Annotated in this window: 18 protein-coding genes and 1 pseudogene; 7 read left to right on the top strand and 12 right to left on the bottom strand. The window is 49.6% G+C overall.

The features are described 5' to 3' along the window. The 3 genes from EI42_RS33615 to EI42_RS30775 all read left to right on the top strand — a co-directional run. Positions 1-263, top strand: a 263-nt coding sequence (locus tag EI42_RS33615; RefSeq protein WP_211326433.1) for a hypothetical protein, incomplete at its 5' end; no start/stop codon positions are given. Continuing rightward, positions 232-789 carry a hypothetical protein gene (locus tag EI42_RS32980; RefSeq protein WP_170143041.1) on the top strand — a complete coding sequence of 186 codons (558 nt, stop codon included), beginning with the start codon at positions 232-234 and terminating at the stop codon, positions 787-789. The genes EI42_RS33615 and EI42_RS32980, both read left to right, overlap by 32 nt. 67 nt (positions 790-856) lie before the next feature. Then, on the top strand, positions 857-1,621 hold the full coding sequence (locus EI42_RS30775; protein WP_170143040.1) for a protein-L-isoaspartate O-methyltransferase family protein: 765 nt from the start codon (positions 857-859) through the stop codon (positions 1,619-1,621). A gap of 53 nt (positions 1,622-1,674) precedes the next feature. On the opposite strand, the gene EI42_RS30770 is transcribed toward EI42_RS30775, so the two are convergent. After that, a complete protein-coding gene (locus EI42_RS30770) occupies positions 1,675-2,397 on the bottom strand; it encodes a hypothetical protein (RefSeq protein ID WP_111326660.1) in 723 nt (240 codons plus the stop codon). A 279-nt stretch (positions 2,398-2,676) separates the two neighbouring features. Here EI42_RS30770 and EI42_RS30765 point away from each other — a divergent pair, with 279 nt between their 5' ends. The 3 genes from EI42_RS30765 to EI42_RS30755 all read left to right on the top strand — a co-directional run bounded on the left by EI42_RS30765 (position 2,677) and on the right by EI42_RS30755 (position 5,041). Continuing rightward, entirely contained in the window at positions 2,677-3,690 is a 1,014-nt protein-coding gene (locus EI42_RS30765; protein WP_111326658.1) for a tyrosine-type recombinase/integrase, read from the top strand. A gap of 150 nt (positions 3,691-3,840) precedes the next feature. Continuing rightward, positions 3,841-4,620, top strand: coding sequence for an RNA polymerase sigma factor (locus EI42_RS30760; RefSeq protein WP_111326656.1), 780 nt, complete (start codon positions 3,841-3,843; stop codon positions 4,618-4,620). A gap of 64 nt (positions 4,621-4,684) precedes the next feature. Further along, on the top strand, positions 4,685-5,041 hold the full coding sequence (locus tag EI42_RS30755) for a zf-HC2 domain-containing protein (protein WP_111326654.1): 357 nt from the start codon (positions 4,685-4,687) through the stop codon (positions 5,039-5,041). Between the two features lie 138 nt (positions 5,042-5,179). On the opposite strand, the gene typA is transcribed toward EI42_RS30755, so the two are convergent. The 5 genes and pseudogenes from typA to EI42_RS30730 all read right to left on the bottom strand — a co-directional run bounded on the left by typA (position 5,180) and on the right by EI42_RS30730 (position 11,070). After that, positions 5,180-7,036, bottom strand: a complete 1,857-nt coding sequence (typA, locus tag EI42_RS30750) for a translational GTPase TypA (protein ID WP_246046363.1) — start codon at positions 7,034-7,036, stop codon at positions 5,180-5,182. Between the two features lie 363 nt (positions 7,037-7,399). Then, positions 7,400-9,254, bottom strand: a pseudogene (locus EI42_RS34770) (glycoside hydrolase family 15 protein). A gap of 83 nt (positions 9,255-9,337) precedes the next feature. Further along, positions 9,338-9,748, bottom strand: coding sequence for a hypothetical protein (locus EI42_RS30740; RefSeq protein ID WP_211326432.1), 411 nt, complete (start codon positions 9,746-9,748; stop codon positions 9,338-9,340). A gap of 347 nt (positions 9,749-10,095) precedes the next feature. Then, entirely contained in the window at positions 10,096-10,545 is a 450-nt protein-coding gene (locus EI42_RS30735) for a hypothetical protein (protein WP_111326650.1), read from the bottom strand. A 204-nt stretch (positions 10,546-10,749) separates the two neighbouring features. Continuing rightward, positions 10,750-11,070, bottom strand: coding sequence for an SCP2 sterol-binding domain-containing protein (locus EI42_RS30730; RefSeq protein ID WP_111326648.1), 321 nt, complete (start codon positions 11,068-11,070; stop codon positions 10,750-10,752). Between the two features lie 212 nt (positions 11,071-11,282). Here EI42_RS30730 and EI42_RS30725 point away from each other — a divergent pair, with 212 nt between their 5' ends. Then, positions 11,283-11,783, top strand: a complete 501-nt coding sequence (locus EI42_RS30725; RefSeq protein WP_170143039.1) for a 6-pyruvoyl trahydropterin synthase family protein — start codon at positions 11,283-11,285, stop codon at positions 11,781-11,783. Positions 11,784-11,926: 143 nt separating this feature from the next. On the opposite strand, the gene aroF is transcribed toward EI42_RS30725, so the two are convergent. From aroF to EI42_RS35060, 6 genes are all read right to left on the bottom strand, one after another. Further along, positions 11,927-12,913: a 3-deoxy-7-phosphoheptulonate synthase gene (gene aroF / locus EI42_RS30720; protein ID WP_211326431.1), complete on the bottom strand. Its 987-nt coding sequence runs from the start codon at positions 12,911-12,913 to the stop codon at positions 11,927-11,929. 161 nt (positions 12,914-13,074) lie between these two features. Beyond that, positions 13,075-13,335 carry an HPr family phosphocarrier protein gene (locus tag EI42_RS30715; RefSeq protein ID WP_111326644.1) on the bottom strand — a complete coding sequence of 87 codons (261 nt, stop codon included), beginning with the start codon at positions 13,333-13,335 and terminating at the stop codon, positions 13,075-13,077. A gap of 176 nt (positions 13,336-13,511) precedes the next feature. Continuing rightward, positions 13,512-13,964: a PTS sugar transporter subunit IIA gene (locus tag EI42_RS30710; protein ID WP_111326642.1), complete on the bottom strand. Its 453-nt coding sequence runs from the start codon at positions 13,962-13,964 to the stop codon at positions 13,512-13,514. 49 nt (positions 13,965-14,013) lie between these two features. Then, positions 14,014-15,561 (bottom strand): N-acetylglucosamine-specific PTS transporter subunit IIBC, encoded by a 1,548-nt coding sequence (nagE, locus tag EI42_RS30705; RefSeq protein WP_111326640.1) that lies wholly within the window; start codon positions 15,559-15,561, stop codon positions 14,014-14,016. A 1,239-nt stretch (positions 15,562-16,800) separates the two neighbouring features. After that, positions 16,801-18,384, bottom strand: coding sequence for a helix-turn-helix domain-containing protein (locus tag EI42_RS30700; RefSeq protein WP_111326638.1), 1,584 nt, complete (start codon positions 18,382-18,384; stop codon positions 16,801-16,803). 126 nt (positions 18,385-18,510) lie between these two features. Further along, on the bottom strand, positions 18,511-18,759 hold the full coding sequence (locus EI42_RS35060) for a helix-turn-helix domain-containing protein (RefSeq protein ID WP_111326636.1): 249 nt from the start codon (positions 18,757-18,759) through the stop codon (positions 18,511-18,513). Positions 18,760-19,473 lie beyond the last annotated feature (714 nt).

Genomic DNA, 19,473 nt, shown 5'->3' with positions numbered 1-19,473 from the left:
AGGAATCTGGGCTTTTCTCCCTGGCAGACGCTGAGATTGTGGAGTCACCACCGGGCAAGGAAATTTTTCTGTTTCGGGCGGAGCTGATCCTCGATATCAAAGTGCTCGCAATTGATCAAGAAACGGCCCGCATGCTTGCCGCGGAAATGCTGTCCCCGCGATCAGGACACGAGCACGTGATCATTATGTGCCATCAAGAGACACACATACAGGACAGGGAGGGTCCAGAGCATGCTTCAATGGATGAGAAAGAAAATCGCTGACTCGTTACAGGCGTTGTATGAGGCAAACCGGGTTCCTGAGACATGGGGGAGCCCCTCCGTTTCGCGTGAGACGTTTGAGCAGCTCCGTGAACGGGGCTTTTTCGCGGCTGGTCGGTATCTCTTCGGGCGGCTTCGTGAGGTTGGCCGTCCTGAGTGGTCACCAGCTCGCAAATTCGTCGCGCTTATCGTTGGGATCGGCCTGGTCGTGTGCGTGAACGCGTTCCTGCATACCTTCACGAAAGAGCGAAGGCCAGAAGTGACGGCGGCTGGTCGTCGCCAGTTTTCGCCTCAGGTGCCAGCAGGGGCTGTACTGCTCTATGCCATCGGTGCAGGCTTGTTGGTGGCGCAGAATGGCGAGGAGATCTCTGGCGGCGGAGGTGGCGGAGGTGGATATGAAGGCACAGGGTGGGATGATTCAGAGGCGACGGAATACCAGCCCTACAAGCGGCGCGATGAAGAAGATGGTCAAGAGGGCAACCCAGACCTTTCAATGTATGAAGAATTGGATCCTGATGAGCATTTCTAGGGTATACTTTGGAGAGAGGACGCCGTATTCCTCTCTCCCTTGTATTAGTGGAAGGAGAAAGGGAACAATGACGAATTTCCGGCCCGTTGACCACACTCGTCCATTTTTGGATATTGTGAGGGAATTTGCCCAACAGTTTAAGCCCTATCCCGAGAAGCTTGTAAAGCTGTTTGAGGAGATTGACAGAGCGCATTTTGTTCCAGAAGAGCTGAGCGACTTCCTGCCTGATGTCTCCACCAATAAAGGGCGGGCTGGTTTGCTTTCACAACCAGGGGTAATATTCAAAATGGTGGCGCTGCTTTTTCTCAAAGGGCATGAGGTCGTGTATGAAGGTGGTACCGGCACAGGCTATCAGACAGCTATCCTTGCCAGGATGTGTAAACACGTTTACTCGGTAGAGCGTGATCCCAAACGCGTCGAGTTTGCGAAGGATCGTCTGGCAAAACTCGGCATAGAGAATGTGACCATCATGCAGGGCGACGCCGCTGAAGGTCTGCCCCAATATGCCCCCTTCGATCGGATGATTTTTGGTTGCGCCTTTTCTCAGGATCATGTGGAACAAGATCTTCTCGATCAGATGGCGGAGCAACAGTCTCGGCTCATCGCGCCTACTGGCCAGTATAGAGATGGGCGTGTATATGGGGATATTCTCAGGGTCGAGAAGAGGCGAGGAGAAGTCAAGCAGGAAGTGATCAACGCCTTTGCCAATACCCTTTACTTCGTGCCGCTGGTTTCACCGCGCCCGGTCGGCTGGACCTGGCAGAAGGATCGCTATGTGCCCTCCAGCCAGGTGCACCAGCGCAAATGGTGGCAGTTCTGGCGCGTGTCGTAGAGCAACAAAAAAAGCCGGTAGCATCTTTGCGCTACCGGCCTTTTTGATGATTGCTAGAAGATGCTTTTGCTGTCGTACATCTCCCAGGCGGACGCTGCATCTAGTGAATCCCAGGGAGTGGTCTGGGCTTTCTCTATGCGCATCTGGCAAGCTCCAACGTATCCGAGATCCTTCGAGCTTGCTTTGTCATAGAGCTGGAGAACGAAGGATTCTTGTCCGATATTACTTTGATTTTGCCAGATCGTTTTGTGAAGGCGAAGGCACTCCTCTTTGATGTTCTGTTCTGTGCCGGTTCCATCCTGCATTGTTTCTTCTATCAAGAGAATTTTGTTTTCTGGGGCATAGGCAACGAAATATTCCTTCCCATATTGCGCAGCTTGTGCTGCTAGTTGCTCTACTCTTCCTTCCACTGTTGTCGCTGGTGTGGGTGTGGGCTTCGGTGGTGTGGGTTTCGGTGGTGTGGGCTTCGGTGACGTCGCCTGTCGAGTTGGTTGCGGTGTTGGTTGTTGAAGTTGCTGGGAAGTCTGCTGCTTTGTCGCCACATTAACCGCGTTGCCAAGCGCGCTACACATGAACAGCGCGATGATGATGGATGCAATTACAACTATCTTCCCGCGCTTCGAGAGCCGCTGGAACCAGTTCGGCTTTTTTTGTGGTGGTTGTGGTGGGAATGGCGGCATTTGTGGCGGTATCCCAGGTTGCTGAAAAGGTGGATATTTCGGCTGTGGCTGTGAGCCAGGTTGCTGAAAAGGTAGATGCTGATTGTTTGGATTCATACGGTTCCTCCTATACAGATGATATATCACAATGATGAACGAGATGAATATGTGAAAATAAAATGTGGATATCAGGTATCTTCCGCAACAGGTTATTGCCTGAAAATTGTGTATAATGAGGGAGCAAATTTGACGGCAAATTTGACGGCAAACATATGAGATACATGAGACACATGAGACATATGAGACCGAAGAAGAAGCCGCTTTATAGGCCATCATAGAGAAATTTCCGATTTCACCAACTAATCGGAACTTTGCTGAAATGAGGGAACATTTACAATGGATGAGCTGCCAATTCGAGCCCACAGTGTTGAGATCCTTCCGTTTGGGGCTCCTGAGTCGGTGGGTGATTTTGCCAACCGAATTGCGGGCGAAACCGCGCATATCCGCTATAGTTCTACTAAAGCGGAAAATACGCTGCGGCGACAGAAGGCAGATTTGAAGCTCTTTTTTCGCTTTCTGGAATCGGTTCAATATGAGCAACCTATTTCTCATTTCCTCGATAGTGGAGACTGGTCGCTCTGGAGTGGCGTGACACATGGACTGGTAGAGGCGTTTGTTGAGTGGCAGACAAGGCGTGGCTACTCTATTGGAAGCATTAATGTGCGTCTGGCGACGATCAAGGCCTACTGTAACCTGGCGGTGAAAGCTGGAAAGTTGAGCCAGCAGGAATACGCTTCTATCAAACTGGTGAAAGGGTACTCTCACAAGGAGGGGGTGCATATTGATAGACGTCGTCCTATCACGCGGGTTGGGGAGAAAAAGCAACAGGCAACCAGTCTCAATATCGGCCACGCGACCCTGTTAAAACGTCAGCCTGATACAGAACTGGGACGGCGCGATGCGGCAATGATGTGCCTGCTGCTGGATCATGGGCTCCGTTGTGGTGAGCTTGCGGGCCTGCGTGTCGAACATATCAATCTCACCCAGGGGACGATCACCTTCTATCGGGAGAAAGTTGATATGGTGCAGACCCATCGTCTGACGCCTGATAGTCTGGTGGCGTTGATGCGCTATTTACCACAGGTGCAAGGGCCCTATCTGTTTGCCGGCTACAAAGGCCGTGCGATGTCGACCCGGGCAATCAATAAACGCGTTGGTCAACTGGGACGGATGATACAGCTTGAGAATCTCTCTCCGCATGATTGCCGTCACTACTGGGCGACGGTTGCGATGCGCAATGGGACCGATATCAAGGCGCTTCAAGTGGCCGGTGGATGGAAATCTGCGCATATGCCGTTGCGGTACGCCGAAGCAAGCGCTATCGCCAACGAGGGGGTGAAGCTTTATTAGGCTTCACTCTTTTTTGCTTGTTGTTACACTGGCTTGTAAGGCTCTTTTATACCAGAAGTTTGAAAGATATGAGAGAAATGCGTCTTTTTGATAGAGGGAGAAAATCTTATAAAGGGAGAAATTGGCGTATAAAAGTGAAAGAGCGTTGATATGGATGAGATAAGCGAGAACATCAGGGAGAGATGTAAGGCTGTAGCAATAAAGGCAATAACGCGTTATACTCAAGAGCTTACAACGGTTGATGAAGTGGTGACAAAAATGCTTGAAGAGTATAAGCATGTGGGGTGGGACCTGGCTCAGGCAACGCACAAGGATCTGATGCGTATAGCTCAACGTGTATGTAGCCGTATTCTGTATCATGCCTGTCGCTCGACAGATCAGCGGCTTTGCAATCTGGCTTTCGCAAATGTGAGGCGCTATCTCTTGCAGGCGTTACACTATACCCGATATGCTCAAGAGTTGGAGAAATTGGCCGGCTCGCAGGAAGACGTTCTCCATCAGGTTATGGAGATCCTCTACCGCGAAACGCTGGCGGATGGAGGTCCGACCGATCCGACGACATTCCTCAAGTGGACACAGGTTATTCTCTTGCGTCAGGCACGAGCCTATTTACTTCAACAGGTAAAAGAGCAACAGAAAGACCTCCTTATCCCAGAAGCCAACTCTTCTGATACCTGTATTGTTGATCCAGAACAACAGGCCGTACGCAATGAACTCTATGAGCTTTTGATTCGGGCTATTGTCTCGTTGCGCAACCAGCGCTATCGTCTCATTCTGCTCTATTCCTACATTGGTGGTTGGAGTGATCAGGAACTAGCAGCAATCTTACAGGCAAGCCTGCAAGATGTGTACCTATGGCGTCATAGAGCCATAAAAGCTCTGAGAAATAGACCAGATATTATGGAGGTGTTGCGAAGTTTGAGAGAATAATGTATTATGGACTATAGAAAAATGTGCATACCCGGGTGAAGAGAATAAGAAAAGAAGACCGTTTATGAAATGTAAAGAATTGCGTGGTTTGTTTGCACATGGTAGTGAGTGGTTACAGGGTCCTGAGGCGCTGACAAAACTCTTTGCGCATGTCGAGACATGTCCGATCTGTTCACGGAACGCAGAGGGCTTGTTTGGGGCGCTTGAGGAGAAGCAGAGTATAACCTGTGAACGGTGTTCCTCTTCACTACCTGCCTATTATGATGCATTGCATTTTAAGGAGGTTTCCGAAGCATTATCAGAGAATGAAATGCTTGAAATAGAGCGACATCTTGCGGCGTGTGATCGTTGTCAGGAGATCTATGAAGGGCTCGTGTTGCTGGCGGAACTGGAAGAGCGTGACGAGGCGCCAGATCGGTAAACCTGCCAGCAGAGAGATGCATATCTACAACACGTTTACTCAAGTGGTGAAGGGATTGCTAACCTGAACAACCCAATATGGGAACAAAGAAGAGCAGCCATCCTGCATCGGGTGGCTGCTCTTTCTTCTATTGCTCTCTTATTCTCGTTCGCGCTTAGAGCGTTCCTGTTGTGTCAGATAGCGTTTGCGCAGCCGGATTGTTTGTGGCGTGACTTCAACAAGCTCATCATTGTTGATGAAGTCAAGCGATTGCTCCAGACTCATCAGAATAGGCGGAGTCAGGCGGACCTGAATTTCTGCCGTGGAGGAGCGGACGTTTGTCTGCTTCTTCTCTTTGCACACATTGACGACCAGATCGGCGGGACGGCTGTTCAGCCCGACGATCATGCCTTCATAGACGGGAGTTCCCGGCTCAATGAAGGTATCTCCCCGCTGCTGTGCATTGTTCAGGCCATAGGTCATCGCTGTGCCCGTCTCTGAGGCAATCAGAACGCCCATGCGAGTCGTACCGATTTTGCCAATCCAGGGCTCAAAATCCAGGAGTAGGCTGCTCATCGCGCCGTTTCCCTTTGTCAGCGTCAGGAAGGTATTGCGGAAACCAATCAGGCCGCGGGTCGGGATCTTATATTCCAGGCGCACATTGCCGAGACCGTCGCTGACCATATTGGAAAGCTGTGCCTTTCGTGGCGCCAGTGCCTCGGTCAGAACGCCGATGTATTCGTCGCGTGTATCAATTACGAGCATCTCGAACGGTTCGAGCAGGTGCCCTTTCTCGTCCTCTCGGGTGATGACTTCCGGGCGTGAAACCTGGAACTCATATCCTTCGCGGCGCAGGGTCTCGATGAGAACCGAGAGGTGTAGTTCTCCACGTCCCGACACAATGAACTCATCGGGTGAATTGCCATCCTCAACGCGCAGGCTGACATTGGTTTCCAGTTCGCGATAGAGGCGTGCGCGAAGCTGCCGGGAGGTCTGGAACTTGCCCTCGCGGCCCGCAAAGGGGCTGGTATTCACGGCAAAGGTCATTTTCAGCGTTGGCTCACTGATTGCAATGGCGGGTAACGCTTCCGGGTGATCAATATGTGCAATCGTTTCACCGATATTTGCATCAGCGATACCGGTAAGAGCGACGATATCGCCTGCCTGTGCCTCGCTGACCTCCTGCCGTTGCAGTCCTTTATACACAAAGATCTGATTGACCTTCTGTGTGGAGACGACACCATCGCGATTGATACGAGCAACGGATGAATTAGCTTTGACCTTGCCTCGAACGATACGCCCGATTGCATACTTGCCTTTATAGTCATCATAATCAAGCGCGGCCACCAGCATCTGAAGCGGGGCATCGGTCTGGACTTTGGGCGCGGGAATCTTGTTGACAATCGTCTCAAACAGAGGTTCCAGGTTAACACGCTCGTCGTCGGGGTGATACATGGCTACGCCATCGCGTCCTATTGCATAAAGGACCGGGAAATCAAGGTGTTTGTCGGAGGTTGCCAGTTCTAGGAAGAGATCCTGTGTCCACTCAAGCACCTGGTCGATGCGTGCATCTTTACGATCGATTTTGTTAATGACCACAATTGGTTGAAGGTCGAGCTCAAGTGCCTTTTGCAACACAAAGCGTGTTTGGGGCATCGGTCCTTCAGAGGCGTCAACGAGCAGCAGACAGCCATCGGCCATATTGAGAACGCGTTCTACCTCGCCACCGAAGTCGGCGTGTCCCGGGGTATCAATAATATTGATTTTGATTCCCTTATATTCGACAGCAGTATTCTTCGCAAGAATCGTGATACCGCGCTCGCGCTCCTGATCGTTGGAGTCCATAATAAGTTCGCCAACTTGCTGATTTTCGCGAAAGATATGACTTTGTTTTAAGAGGCCATCGACAAGTGTTGTTTTGCCGTGATCGACGTGAGCGATAATAGCCACATTGCGTAAATCTGACCGCGTGATATGCTGAGCTTCTTTTTGCAAATCCATTTCGGTTTGAGTCATTTGTAATGAGTCCTTATGTGTCAAAATGACAGCAGCAAAAACATGAAAAAAGGGCTGTTCTGCCCATCCTCTTTTCTGCTTTTGCCGGTCTGGCCGGGCAACAAGCATGTAGTTGTGCATCTTACAGCAAATGAAGAACGGATAGGATTATAAGATAGGCAGTGCCCCATTGCATAGAGCCACAAATGGCACACAGAAAACCTGGCTCGCTCATTCTTCGTTGTATCGATGCGGCCAGTGTTTCTGCAAGATGCGATTCAATTGTTTTGTCTGTCTATTATACCAGTTATTTGGTTTGACGGAAGAGGTGGCGTGCTATCCTCATTCTGCTCTCTTTAAGAGAAACACGTCACTATGCCGGGCTTATTCCAATTGCCAGGCTGCTGAAGGCCGTTCCTGGTTCAGCATTTTGTCGATATTATAGCAGGCCGTAATCAGAGCCAGGTGCGTAAAGGCCTGCGGATAATTGCCCAGTGCCTCCCCCGTATATCCTATTTCCTCTGAGAAGAGCCCCACATGATTACTATACGTCAGCATTTTCTCTAACATAAGTCTGGCATCTGCTACGCGCCCGGCCCGGGCCAGTGTCTCCGCCATCCAGAAACTACAGGGGCTGAAGCAGCCTTCCTGTGTGCCCAACCCGTCATCTGCTGCTTTATGCGGTAGATAGCGATAAACCAGGGAATCGCGGCTCAACTCCTTCTGAATGCGCTGAATGGTATCCATCATTCTGGGATCACGGGGACCGGTGAAGCGCATAAGTGTCATCAGTAGCGAACTGGCGTCGACCTCATTGGAACCGTAGTACTGGACAAAGCTGCGTTTCTTGGCATTCCAGCCTTTTTTCATGATCTCTTCGTAGATCGTCGCGCTGGTCTGCATCCATTCTGTGATAGGGGCGGGAAGTCCACGTTGAAACGCGATGCGTCGTGCGCGATCAAACGCGACCCAGCTCATCAAGCGCGAGTGCAGGAACGGCTTGCGCCCTCCGCGAACCTCCCAGATCCCCTCATCTGGTTCTTGCCAATGCTTGCTCAACCAATCCAGCAGTTCGCGAATATTTTCCCACAGATCGTACGTAATCGGGGTATAGCGGTTATAGATGTAGATTGCATCCAGCAACTCCCCGTAGACATCGAGCTGTTGCTGCTTGTAGGCTGCATTGCCGATGCGAACAGGTTTGCTACCGCGATAGCCTTCCAGATGGTCTAGCGTTTCCTCGGTGATATCGTGCTCACCGGTAATAGTATACATAGGTTGCAGCGGTTGCCCTTCCTTCAGCTCGTGGCAGCGGGCATCCAGCCATCCCATAAAGGCTTCAGCCTCTTGCGTAAATCCGAGTGTCAGCAGACTGTACAGGGTAAAGGAGGCATCACGGAGCCAGGTATACCGGTAGTCCCAGTTGCGAGAACCACCGGGCGTTTCGGGAAGACTGGTGGTTGGGGCCGCGATAATCGCTCCTGTTTGGCTCATATGTCAGCAACTTCAAGGCCAGAGCCGAACGCTGCACCTGCTCACGCCAGCGCCCCTGATACTGACACTGAGAGATCCAGCGCTGCCAGTAGGTCATAGTCCGGTGGAAATCATCGCGGTAATGGGTCTGTGAGTGATCGCGCACCTCGATATCATTATGTTTGGCGCCTTCCAGAATAAAGCGGGCCGATTGCCCCTCATGGAGCACAAATTCTGCGCGAATTCCTCCCTTTCCATCTTCCTGAACCGGAACCGAGGAAAAGAGGGCCAGACAAAAATTTGTGCTGTGAAAAATGGCTCCGTCATCATCCATACGGATCGTGTGGGGATCGCGTGCATAGTTAAATGCCGGACGACAGATCATTTCAAAGGGCATTGAGCCACGCACAACCGCGACCGAACGGACAATAAAATGTTGCCGTTTGGCATGACTGTCGGACTTTATCGGCATAAAGTCGGTAATCTCAGCGACACCATCATTGGTCAGGAAACGTGTAATCAGGATGTTGGTTTCGGGGAGATAGAGCTGTTTCCGCCCGATATGGGTGCTCTCCAATGGTGAGATGCGGAAGAAGCCCCCTTTGTCGGCATCAAGCAGCGCTGCAAAGACGCTTGGAGAGTCGAAGCGAGGTAAACAGCACCAGTCAATGGAGCCGTTTTTGCCTACCAGCGCAACAGTATGGAGATCGCCAATGACTGCATAATCTTCGATTGGAAGGTAGCGCGATTGTTCGGATAATGCCATAGAACATCTCTCTTTTGTTTCTTATGTTTAGGTACAGAAATATCAACCACAGGAAGTGATAGAAGGTTTGGTGCTATGAATGCTTACGACGAAGAAGGCGTTTCTTTGGTTTGTGTCAGAAGTGTGTTGACGCATTGTTTGAGTGCATAGAAGACAGGAAGGTCCTGACTGCTGATACAGGTCAGATCGCCACTTTGTTTGCCCTGATAGAGGATCCGACGAATGGTGCCGAACGAGGCCGATTTCGGACAGGCGTGATCGGGGATTGTGCTGACATCATCTATCTGTTGAAGCAGCTCTGCCAGGCTGGAACTATCCAGTTCGCCAGCAGCAAAGTCTCTATCGGTGGAGGCCCGAAACCAGTTTCTGCCTGGGCGTTGCTCATAGCGGATGGAGCCGCTGCCATTGGTATAAATGGTGAACGTGAAACCGGGTGTATTGGTTGAGCCAGTATCGATGATGGTCGCCAGTTCCTTGCTTGAGTGCATGTTCATGTGTTGCATTACCACATTTCATTCAGGATTTTTTTTGTGAAGGAAGATCAATGTTCAGTGTAAACGGATTCTCTGGCTGTATATGCCTCTTCTTTTTGTACGGCTGATGAGCTTATTTGGTTGACGTTTGACTGTGGTGAAAGAAATTGAAAAAGGAAGCAAGAGCAACTGTGAAAAGGACATGCTGATCAGCGCTCTCCTGGAGGTTTTGAGGCATGATAAAGGGCAAGGAGGGCGGTATGTTGCTCTTGCTATGTATATGCTATCTATTCAAGCTGTGTAATATGATGTGTTATCGCATTGCAGGCACCATAAGATCGGGTTGGCTACTGAGACGAGAGGAATGTTCACTGTTGAGGAGGAACAGGCACAAGGGTGTCGGTGGTGCGCTCTGGAGGGGTAAGGGTGCGGGTCACTTTTTCGCGGATCAGGGCTATCTGGGAGTGGACTGCCTGGCGTGATTGCTGAAGTTTGCGGGCGATTTCGGAGGGTCGTTGATTATCGAGGAGATACCGACAAATAGTTGCTTGTTTTTCTGTCAGATCAATATCCGAATGATTCAGTGCTGTTCGTGCAAGGTCTTCCAGAGCTCCATACTTGGTACGCTTATAATACGCTAGATCTTCTGGTGAGAAAAGCCATCGATCGACAATCCGGGTCCCCGGGATTCTTCCTGACTCGACAAGGTGCATAAAGTGCCAGTAACTCAGATCAAGTGCTTTTGCGGCTTCATGGGTGGTGAGCATGCCATGGAGATGATGTAAATTCTGGTGGAGGTCTTTACTGCGCAAGGCCATAATGTATGTTTCCTTTCTACGGCGTCAGGCCGTCGGGATAGATCAATATTAGAGAGTATAGAGTTAGTCACAACGAGTATAACATAGGCCATAAATGGAGTTCAAGGTTCATAAAAATGCATGAAAAGATGGATAATGCAGCTCTTATGAAAGAAGCGATCATGGTTAGCCATGATCGCTCGTCCAATCGTATCGAAAAAGATGTTAGCCGATATTGAAGAGATTCTGAAGTCGCATTGCCAGCATCATATCGCCTGCAACCTTGACTTTACCAGACATAAAGGCTTGCATTGGATTCAACTTCCCTTGCGCAATAGCCAGCCAGTCATCAGAGCTGATCGTAAATGTAACATCTGGTTTCTCTACTCCGCCCTTAATAAGCTGGCAGGTCTGGTTTTCAATTTTGAGTGCATATGTGCCGCCCTGCTCACCAGTGACGTGAACTTGATAGGTTTTGTTAAAACCGGCTGCCGCTGCTGCGTTGAAGTGCGACTGCATGTACTTGAAGGTGTCCTCTACTGTCATTTCTCTATTCTCCTTCTACGAAATGTAGGTGACGACCTGCTGGCATTAGTATAGTATATGCTTCAAAACGATTTGCTGTCCAGTTAGCCAGCTAGCAAGAAAGATGTGGCCTTGCTGCCAGTGCTTGTAGAACGATGGGGATGAATGGTATGCTGAAGACACAATCTAACACTTTCGATGAACCTTACAGTAAAGAACGGGAGACAGAGATAATGGCTGGTGAGCGGATACAGCGCAAAGTCAAAATAGAGGGGGGGTATCTGAAGTTCAGTTCCGCACACTTTATTACATATGGTGGAAAGTGTGAGCGGCTACACGGGCATAATTATGGTGTACGGGTGGAAGCCGAAGGAACCCTGAATCAAGATCGACTGGTATTCGATTTTACCGTTTTGAAGCGACTGACCAAGGACATTTGCAGAAGTCTGGATCATCGCTTCCTGTTGCCGTTGCAGAACCCTCATTTACAACTCAAGCAGACTGAGGAGAACTGGGAAATCGTCTATCAAGAGAAGCGCTATCTTTTCCCGAAGGAAGATGTGGCGGAGCTTCCGATAGATAATTCGACAGCCGAGCGTCTGGCCGAATATATCTGTAACGAGCTTTGCAAACAACTGGCGTCATTTGATATCTCGAACCTCACATCGATTACAGTTGGGGTGGAAGAAGCGCCTACCCAGATGGCATACTACTCCCTGACCCTACAGGGATAGCAGGCGAAAGCTTAGCTGCTCTCACCTGCTATTTGGTTGAACACCTCACACTGCCAGCGAACGCCCAACTGCGGCGGCAATAGCTTGTGTCTGCGGCGTAAGAGCTTCAAACTGAGGAATGGTCAGCGATTGGGCTCCGTCCTTCAGCGCCTCTTCTGGATGGGGTGTACTTCGACTAACAAGCCATCGGCTCCTGCTGCCACGGCGGCGAGCGCGAGCGGCGTGACCAGTTCGCGCATGCCGGTTCCCTGACTGGGATCTGCGATAACAGGGAGATGAGAGAGCTTTTTGACAAGGGGAATCGCGCTGATATCCATTGTATTGCGCGTGGCTCGCTCAAAGGTGCGAATCCCGCGCTCACACAGGATAACATGCGGATTCCCCTGAGCAAGAATATATTCGGCTGCGAGCAGCCATTCCTCAATAGTAGCTGACATGCCTCGTTTCAATAGGACCGGCTTTTGTGTTCGACCGACCTCGTCAAGCAACATATAATTCTGCATATTCCGTGTTCCGATCTGGAGAATATCGGCATAGGGGGAAACCAGAGGCACATCAGTCGGGGTCATCACTTCGGTGATAACGGGCATACCGAAAGCCTCTCGCGCCCGGGCAAGTAGTTGCAACCCCTTTTCTCCCAAACCCCGGAAACCATATGGTGAGGTGGAAGGCTTAAAGGCGCCACCACGCAGTACGACCGCGCCTGCTTTGCGAATCGCCTCAGCAGTTCGCATCAGTTGTTTCTCATTTTCGACGGTACAGGGGCCCGCCATCATAATAACTTCCTGCCCTCCAAAAGAAAGCACTCCTTGTGCTGTACAGGGTGCGGCGATGTGGATGCAGGTGTTGGCGGGATGAAAGGCTCGGCTGGCGAGCTTATAGGGGGTGGTGACGCGCTCGACGCGCTGAACGCCAGGAAGAAGCTCCAGAGTCTCTGCAAGCTCTTCCAGAGCGGGCACCGCGGGATCAATACTGGCGGGTGGTTGGTTTTCCCCGGTGAAGCGCAGGACACCAATGACGGTTGTCTCACCGTTTTGTGTAACGAGTCCGATCAGGTCACGGTCTTCGAGCAGAGAAAGCACCTGTTGTATCTGTTGGGGCTTGCAGCCTGTATGCATCATGACAATCATCTGTTTCTCCTCGGCTCTCCGTTGTCCGTTCCTGAAGGGAGAGCGCACTATCAAACTCTACTCTTATCATAACGCAGGTGCATGGACAGAGGAAAAGAGATGGAGAAAAAATGAGAGGCCGCAGTAGAGAGCGGCCTTTCTCATTATGTAGGGGATGTGGCTTAGCCGAGATCGCTTTCCAGCAGGGAGGCCAGTTTGTTGGCTGCATCTTCTGCATCATCACCATCGACCTTCAATACAATCTGATCGCCCTGTTTGGCACCAAGGGTGAGGACAGAGAGGATAGATTTCGCATTGACGGTCTTCTCATTTTTTGAGAGCGTAATCTGGCTTTTAAATTCTTTCGCATTCTGAACAAAGACAGAAGCGGGGCGCGCATGCAGACCTGATTTACTGGCAATAGTAACCGTACGTTCAATCATGGATAGAAATGACTCCTTTAGTGTAAAAAGTGAATGTGAATGTGATTGGTATTCCAGATATTGGGAAAGGTAGACTCTGTATGAATATCTGCCCAATCTGGACGCAAACTCTGTATAGTAGAGCATACGCCAGATTGGGCAGTTTGAAAAGCACCCGGAGCTGGTTATTTTAGCATTTAGACTTCCAGGATAAAGAGGACGTCTTTTCCTGCGCGTACCGTTCCGCTGGCACGATAGATAACCTTTCCCACACCGGAAGAAACGATCGGACAGACAGCAGCTTTCCCATTGCGCTCAATGGTTGCACGATTGAAGGTCACTACAGGAGTACCAGCCTGAACCTGTTGCCCTTCTGTCGCGATCTTCGAGAAGCCTTCGCCTTCAAGCTCAACAGTATCGATGCCGATGTGCACGATAAGTTCTGCTCCTTCGCCGGTAGCCATACCGAACGCATGGCCTGTGTCGAAGAGCTTAACGAGTGTGCCTGAAATCGGAGCGACTGCTGTGTTCCCGCTTGGGTCAATGGCAACGCCATCACCCGCCATTTTCTGGGCGAAAACTTCGTCAGGAACATTTTCCAGTTCAACAACTGTACCATCTATCGGTGCAAGAACACGTATTTCTGCCATTATTTTCCTACCTGATAAAGAGTTTTATGGTGTGCCCTTTTGAAAGGGCTTACAAGAGCTTCTTAATGCGACTCGCAATGCGGTCGGACTGTGTGCCCAGAACAACCTGAACAACTTTACCACGTTTTACAACGCCGGAAGCGCCAAGTTGTTTGAGACGCTCGTCATTGATCACTTCAGATGAGTTGACGAAGAGTCTCAGGCGAGTGATACAGCCCTCCACGCTTTGCACGTTGGACTTTCCGCCAAGCGCAGCAAGCACTTCTCGCGCTTTAATGTCGTCCTGATCTTCCTGTCCGCTTGCAACAGGCTCCTCAACCTCTGTACCGGGTTTTGGTCCGCGCTGGCTCTCAGGGAGTACCCAGTCTGCGCTCATCCCGGAAGAGGCATCACCACGGCCCGGTGTTGCCAGATTGAAGGCCTTAATACAGACGGTGAAGACGACATAGTAGATGACTGCGTAGATCAGACCAAGGACAATAATCATCCACGCATTGGTTGTATTCGACTTCGTGAAGTTCAAGACGTAGTCGATCAAACCTGCCGAGAAGCCAAAGCCAATCTTCACATTGAGCAGCGTACACACTGCCAGCGCTGTTCCGGTCAACAGAGCATGGACCAGATAGAGCAGCGGAGCGACGAACATGAATGCGAACTCAATTGGCTCGGTAACGCCGGTCAGGAACGAGGCAAATGCTGCCGAGAGCAGCAGACCAGAGGCCACTTTCGGGAAGCGAGCCTGACGAATCATCGCGAAACAGGCGGCGGGCAGGCCGAACATCATCACAACAAAGAAGCCTGCGGTGAAGGTTCCGGCTGTTGGATCGCCTGCAAGGTAGCGGTTGATATCGCCGTGGACAATGCCATCAGGTCCCTGGAAGTTACCTAGCTGGAACCAGACATACGTATTAATTACATGGTGAAGGCCAAGAGGAATGAGCAGGCGGTTGAAGAAACCATACAGGCCTGTTCCCAGTGCGCCAAGACTGACGATTCCATGACCCAGGGCGTCAATCCAACCCTGAACGAATGGCCAGATCAATGCACAGAGGGCTCCCAGAATCAAGGTGACGACCGCTGTGATAATTGGAACGAAGCGCTTTCCGCCGAAGAACGCAAGATAATCTGGCAAACGAATATCATGGAAACGAATATAGAGTGCTGCTGCTACGAGTCCGACGATAATGCCTGAAAGCACTCCCATGTTGATGCTGCCGGTTGGCTGGACCAGCTTTGTCGCCATATCGGGCTGTCCATTGACCAGTGCAACATAGGTGACCTGCGGAATGAGTGCGCCAAAAGTAGCTGTAAAGACCAGGAAACCGACGAGACCTGCCAATGCTGCTGCACCCTCACCACCGGTTAGACCAATCGCGATACCGACGGCAAAGATCACCGCAAGGTTGCTGGTGATAGCGTTACCAGCCGCCTTCATCCAGGGCCAATTCAGAAGATCAGTATCTCCCAGACGAAGGAGAAGGGCCGCCGCTGGGACAACTGCAATGGGGAGCATTAGAGAGCGGCCAATGCTCTGTAAACCACCCAGTAAACGTTCGCCAACGCTGGCGTTTGAGCGTGCAGGTATAGCTGAGCTCATTACGTTTTCTCCTCTAAATAACGTGAAAAGAAACCAAATAAAATCAGTACATAACTCTTTATCGAGTATGGTAGGCAGAAAATGGAGAGCGCTGCTCCAGAAAAGTAGAGTATAGGGGAAGTTCATCCTTCCCATTCTCAGTTTTGGCTACCATGCCAGGAAGCCGAAGTACAGTCTTTCTCCTTTCTTGCTTGCAAATCGAGCAATGCTTCTGCCTGCAATAGATAAGGGGTATGGAGTGCTCCGGTGTTTATTTGTTGTGTTGTACCAAAGAATATAGCCCCATTTAGGGGAAATGTCAATATGTCTAGACCACTAGATATATATTCCAGTGTGTATAAAAAACCTCCCTTCTGCATATTGACTTGATAAGGGGAAGTAGCATGGGATCTATTCTTGCTACAAGTATAACATGAGTCTAGCCAAAAATCATTGAATTTGGGTAGGAAAAATGAAGACCACGACAAAATAGCGAATTGAACGAGGTCAGAGCAGAGTTAACCCAGCAATGGTGCTTTACGGAGAACCTCTGGAATGGCTGTACAAGCCAATTCTTGTCTTTTTGGTATTGGAATCTAGCGTTTCTCCCTGTTTAGGGTGTTTGTGATGGCACTGTGATTCTCTGCATCAGGCAATGTTAGTGTGTGTCTTCCAGATGCTCTCACTATTGGGGTTTTGTTCAACAAAGCTGTGGTGTCAGCTTGTGTCATGAGTTCTTTTTGTGAGGCAATTGTGTTTCCAGAGGAGGGTATATGTTGTTGAGGCTGGGAGGTGTATTGGCGAGCTGGGGCTGTCAATGCGTTCCGTGAAAGGAAAAAGAAGCTGAGTGTAAAATGCATAAAGAAAGACTGGAAGCCGCCTTGTTGCGTTGCTTCCAGCCTTCTTTCCTGGTGGAGATGGGGGAGAGTTGAATTACGTGCACCTGTAATTCTGTTCTGTCTGGATGACTGCTTTCACCGACTTTCTATGTATCTACACCAATTGAAAAAGTCTAAATGAGTCTAACGGTTAGAATTGAGTTTCAATGGTTTTGCTCCCAGTTTTGCTCCCCGGGACCAAGGGAGCAAAACCCGAGTACGGGATTTGAACCAGGATCGAAATCTCGATGATCTGCCGGCAGGGCGCGGAGGATTGAGCGATTGCAGCGGTCTTGAGGGTTGAAACAAAGGCCAGAGGATTACAAAACCCCTGACCTTGTTGAAGTTGAATATGCTCTTGTCTAAAGCTGGATGTATCTAGCTACCTGTTTTTTGCTTTTAGAGCCCTGGCAACCTCCTTAACTCCATACTCATAAAAAAGATATTGAATAAGCCGCATACGTGCGGTCGGGTGCCACAACTCGTTGCTGAACAGTTTTTCAACCACAGCATTGAGATTAGATGGTAAAAACTGGAGTTTGGAGGCTTCATCTCTGTCCCATGCTTCTAAAATCCAGCCTTCCCTTATCTCCTCACTGCTTAGATGCAGCTTGATAAGCACTATTACATCAGTTGACAGGGTTAAGTACTCAACATTCAAAGAAAGTACACAAATTTTTTCAACTGCATCACTCTCTACAGCAAGTTCTTCATGCAGTCCCCGTAGCGCTCCTGCGAAAAAGTCTGCATCATCTGATCGTGATGGTTCTCCCTTGCGGTTCAGTCCAGGCGCATTCATCGTTTCCTCGAATGAGGCAGACCAGTGATTAGGGTAAAACGCTACAGAAGAAGAACGGCGCATGAGAAGAATTTGCTGATCTGATGTAACAACAATGCATTGGATGCTAACAGGTGTTGGGATCAAGCTAGTTCCTTTGTCTGTAGAGGAGTACGTGAGCGCTGTATTTCCATACTTTTGACGAATGGAAACCTTCGATCCGTCCAGTGCTGTTAACAATGGTTCGTCAAAAAAGGGAGTGAGGGCATAGTAATCATGAAAGCCAATAGGCGCAAGTGTCACTTCGAGCTGATCTAAGTCACTAAAGGAAGGAGTAAAAGACACCAGGCGATAATGAGATGAGTTGTAATAGTCCTTAGCGATAATCGGAAGCTTTGCCTCTTTTAACTCCTTCAGATCATCTGGAATAGGCAAGCTTGTATTCAGGACTGTTGTTTTAATCTCGGAAGAGGTCCAGCCCTGAAAATCTTTGCTGTTTGTTAAAATAATACAATCATCTACTGCAAACCGCTCCACATCTGCGAGTTGCATGAGCCAGCGGGCATTCTTTGAAGCAAGGTTATAAAGACTATATTTCACGATATCGCTATTCAATTCTCTTCCGTATTGATGACCCACGACAATTTTTCCCTCCAAAGCTTCCGCAACATAAATTTTAACTTCAGACGGCCTCACAGGCGCTTGAGAGTTAGAGGAGAGGGCATCAAGGCGCCATCGCGCTTCTTGTAACAAGTTTGTATATTCCTGTATTTTGCGTTTAAGATTGAGTGGTGTCTTGCTAATGCCTATTTTTGCTTCTACCTCTTCCAGCCTGGCTAATATACCCTCACAATTAGCTACAAGCCATTCTAGCTGTATTTCCTCATCTTTACTACCAGGGGGTATAGGACGTATAAAACCAAGCTCAAAAGCTTCCGTTTCCGTTAGCAGCTTGCGATCTATACTTGCTAGTTCCAGATACCGATCTATCTCAAATTTCGATGTGCAAAGCAATTGCGCAAGAATGAGAACCAACATCCTCATATTGCCCTTAAAAGGCTGTGAAACCTCATCATTTTCCAGGCGCGATAGAGTGCTTTTGCTTGTTCCTGCGAGACTTGCCAGTTCTTCTAATGATAATCCGGCATTGCTTCGCAAATTGGATAGGTAAGCGCCATATCCCTTCATGTTTCAAAGTTCCCTGTTTCGCCAATTATCTCTAACACATTTATCAGATTTCTCCCAATATTTCCCATTAAATCTCTGGCATTCCCAGTATTCCCAGGTATTCTGATAGTAGGCTTGAATGATATGTTAATCCGATGTAGCTGGAGCTTTAGAAGGCTTTCCTTTGGCTCTACGAGGCCCTTTAGGACCTGGCTTTCTTGGGGTCCTCAAAAATGCCTCGAGCGAGTCTCTATAGACGAACCAGTCTCGCCCGAGCTGGAAACCTTCCAAAGTCCCCTTTCTGAGAAGTTGAGCCAGATACGTTCTAGTCAAGCCAGAACGCTCTGCGGCTTGCGGAGTAGTAATATATTCACGGCTTGCATCAATGTGGTTCATAGTGCACCTCCAGCAGCTTGAAAGCAGCTATATACAGTTTAACATAATTCATAGCCCCTGACAAAATAATTTTCCGCAATATACACTCTCTAGAGAAAATAATTTTTTCAGAGAAACTGATTAGGACCTTAACAATCGAAGAGCGTGTGGCCTCTGGAAGGACCGGCGTGTAAAGGAGGCCGGAACGGCGAAGCCTTGTGAGGTGAGCCGTGCGCGTGTTACGGCTGAGCACTCAAGCTGATGGCTGGACGCTCGGCCGAGATGCACATACCTATGCAAGAGTCATGCCCGTCTTGCATAGCAGACAGGTCGCAGCCTGGCGTCTCCTCTGTGAAGGCGAAGTAAGCAGCGGCGGCGCTCAGGTGCGGACTGTACCTTATTTCATCTTCTATTTTTCTCACTCTCATGCGCCCACATCTCTCCTTTCCCAACGAGTGTCCTTGATCGGACCACTTGATTGGTGCGCTGCTGATCGTGCACATGCAGGGTCAGCAGGCACGAGTCAAGCGGCCTTGTAGCGTGTTGTTCTCACCTTTGTCTTAGGCTTTAATGTCGGTGTCCGCTTTGTCGCATTGCAGCTATCTTTTTAGCCGTATCTTCCTCATAATTAGAGGGAAAGGCTCCTAGTGTAACCTGGCATGTTGAACACCGTACTTCGATCTCATCACCTCGTTGATGAAATGTAACGTGGAGATCAGGTAATGTCCCGCCGCG

The organism is Thermosporothrix hazakensis (genome assembly GCF_003253565.1).
GTDB lineage: Bacteria > Chloroflexota > Ktedonobacteria > Ktedonobacterales > Ktedonobacteraceae > Thermosporothrix > Thermosporothrix hazakensis.
The sequence above is the reverse complement of the archived record's forward strand: the minus strand, read 5'-3'. Positions and strand labels throughout refer to the sequence as shown.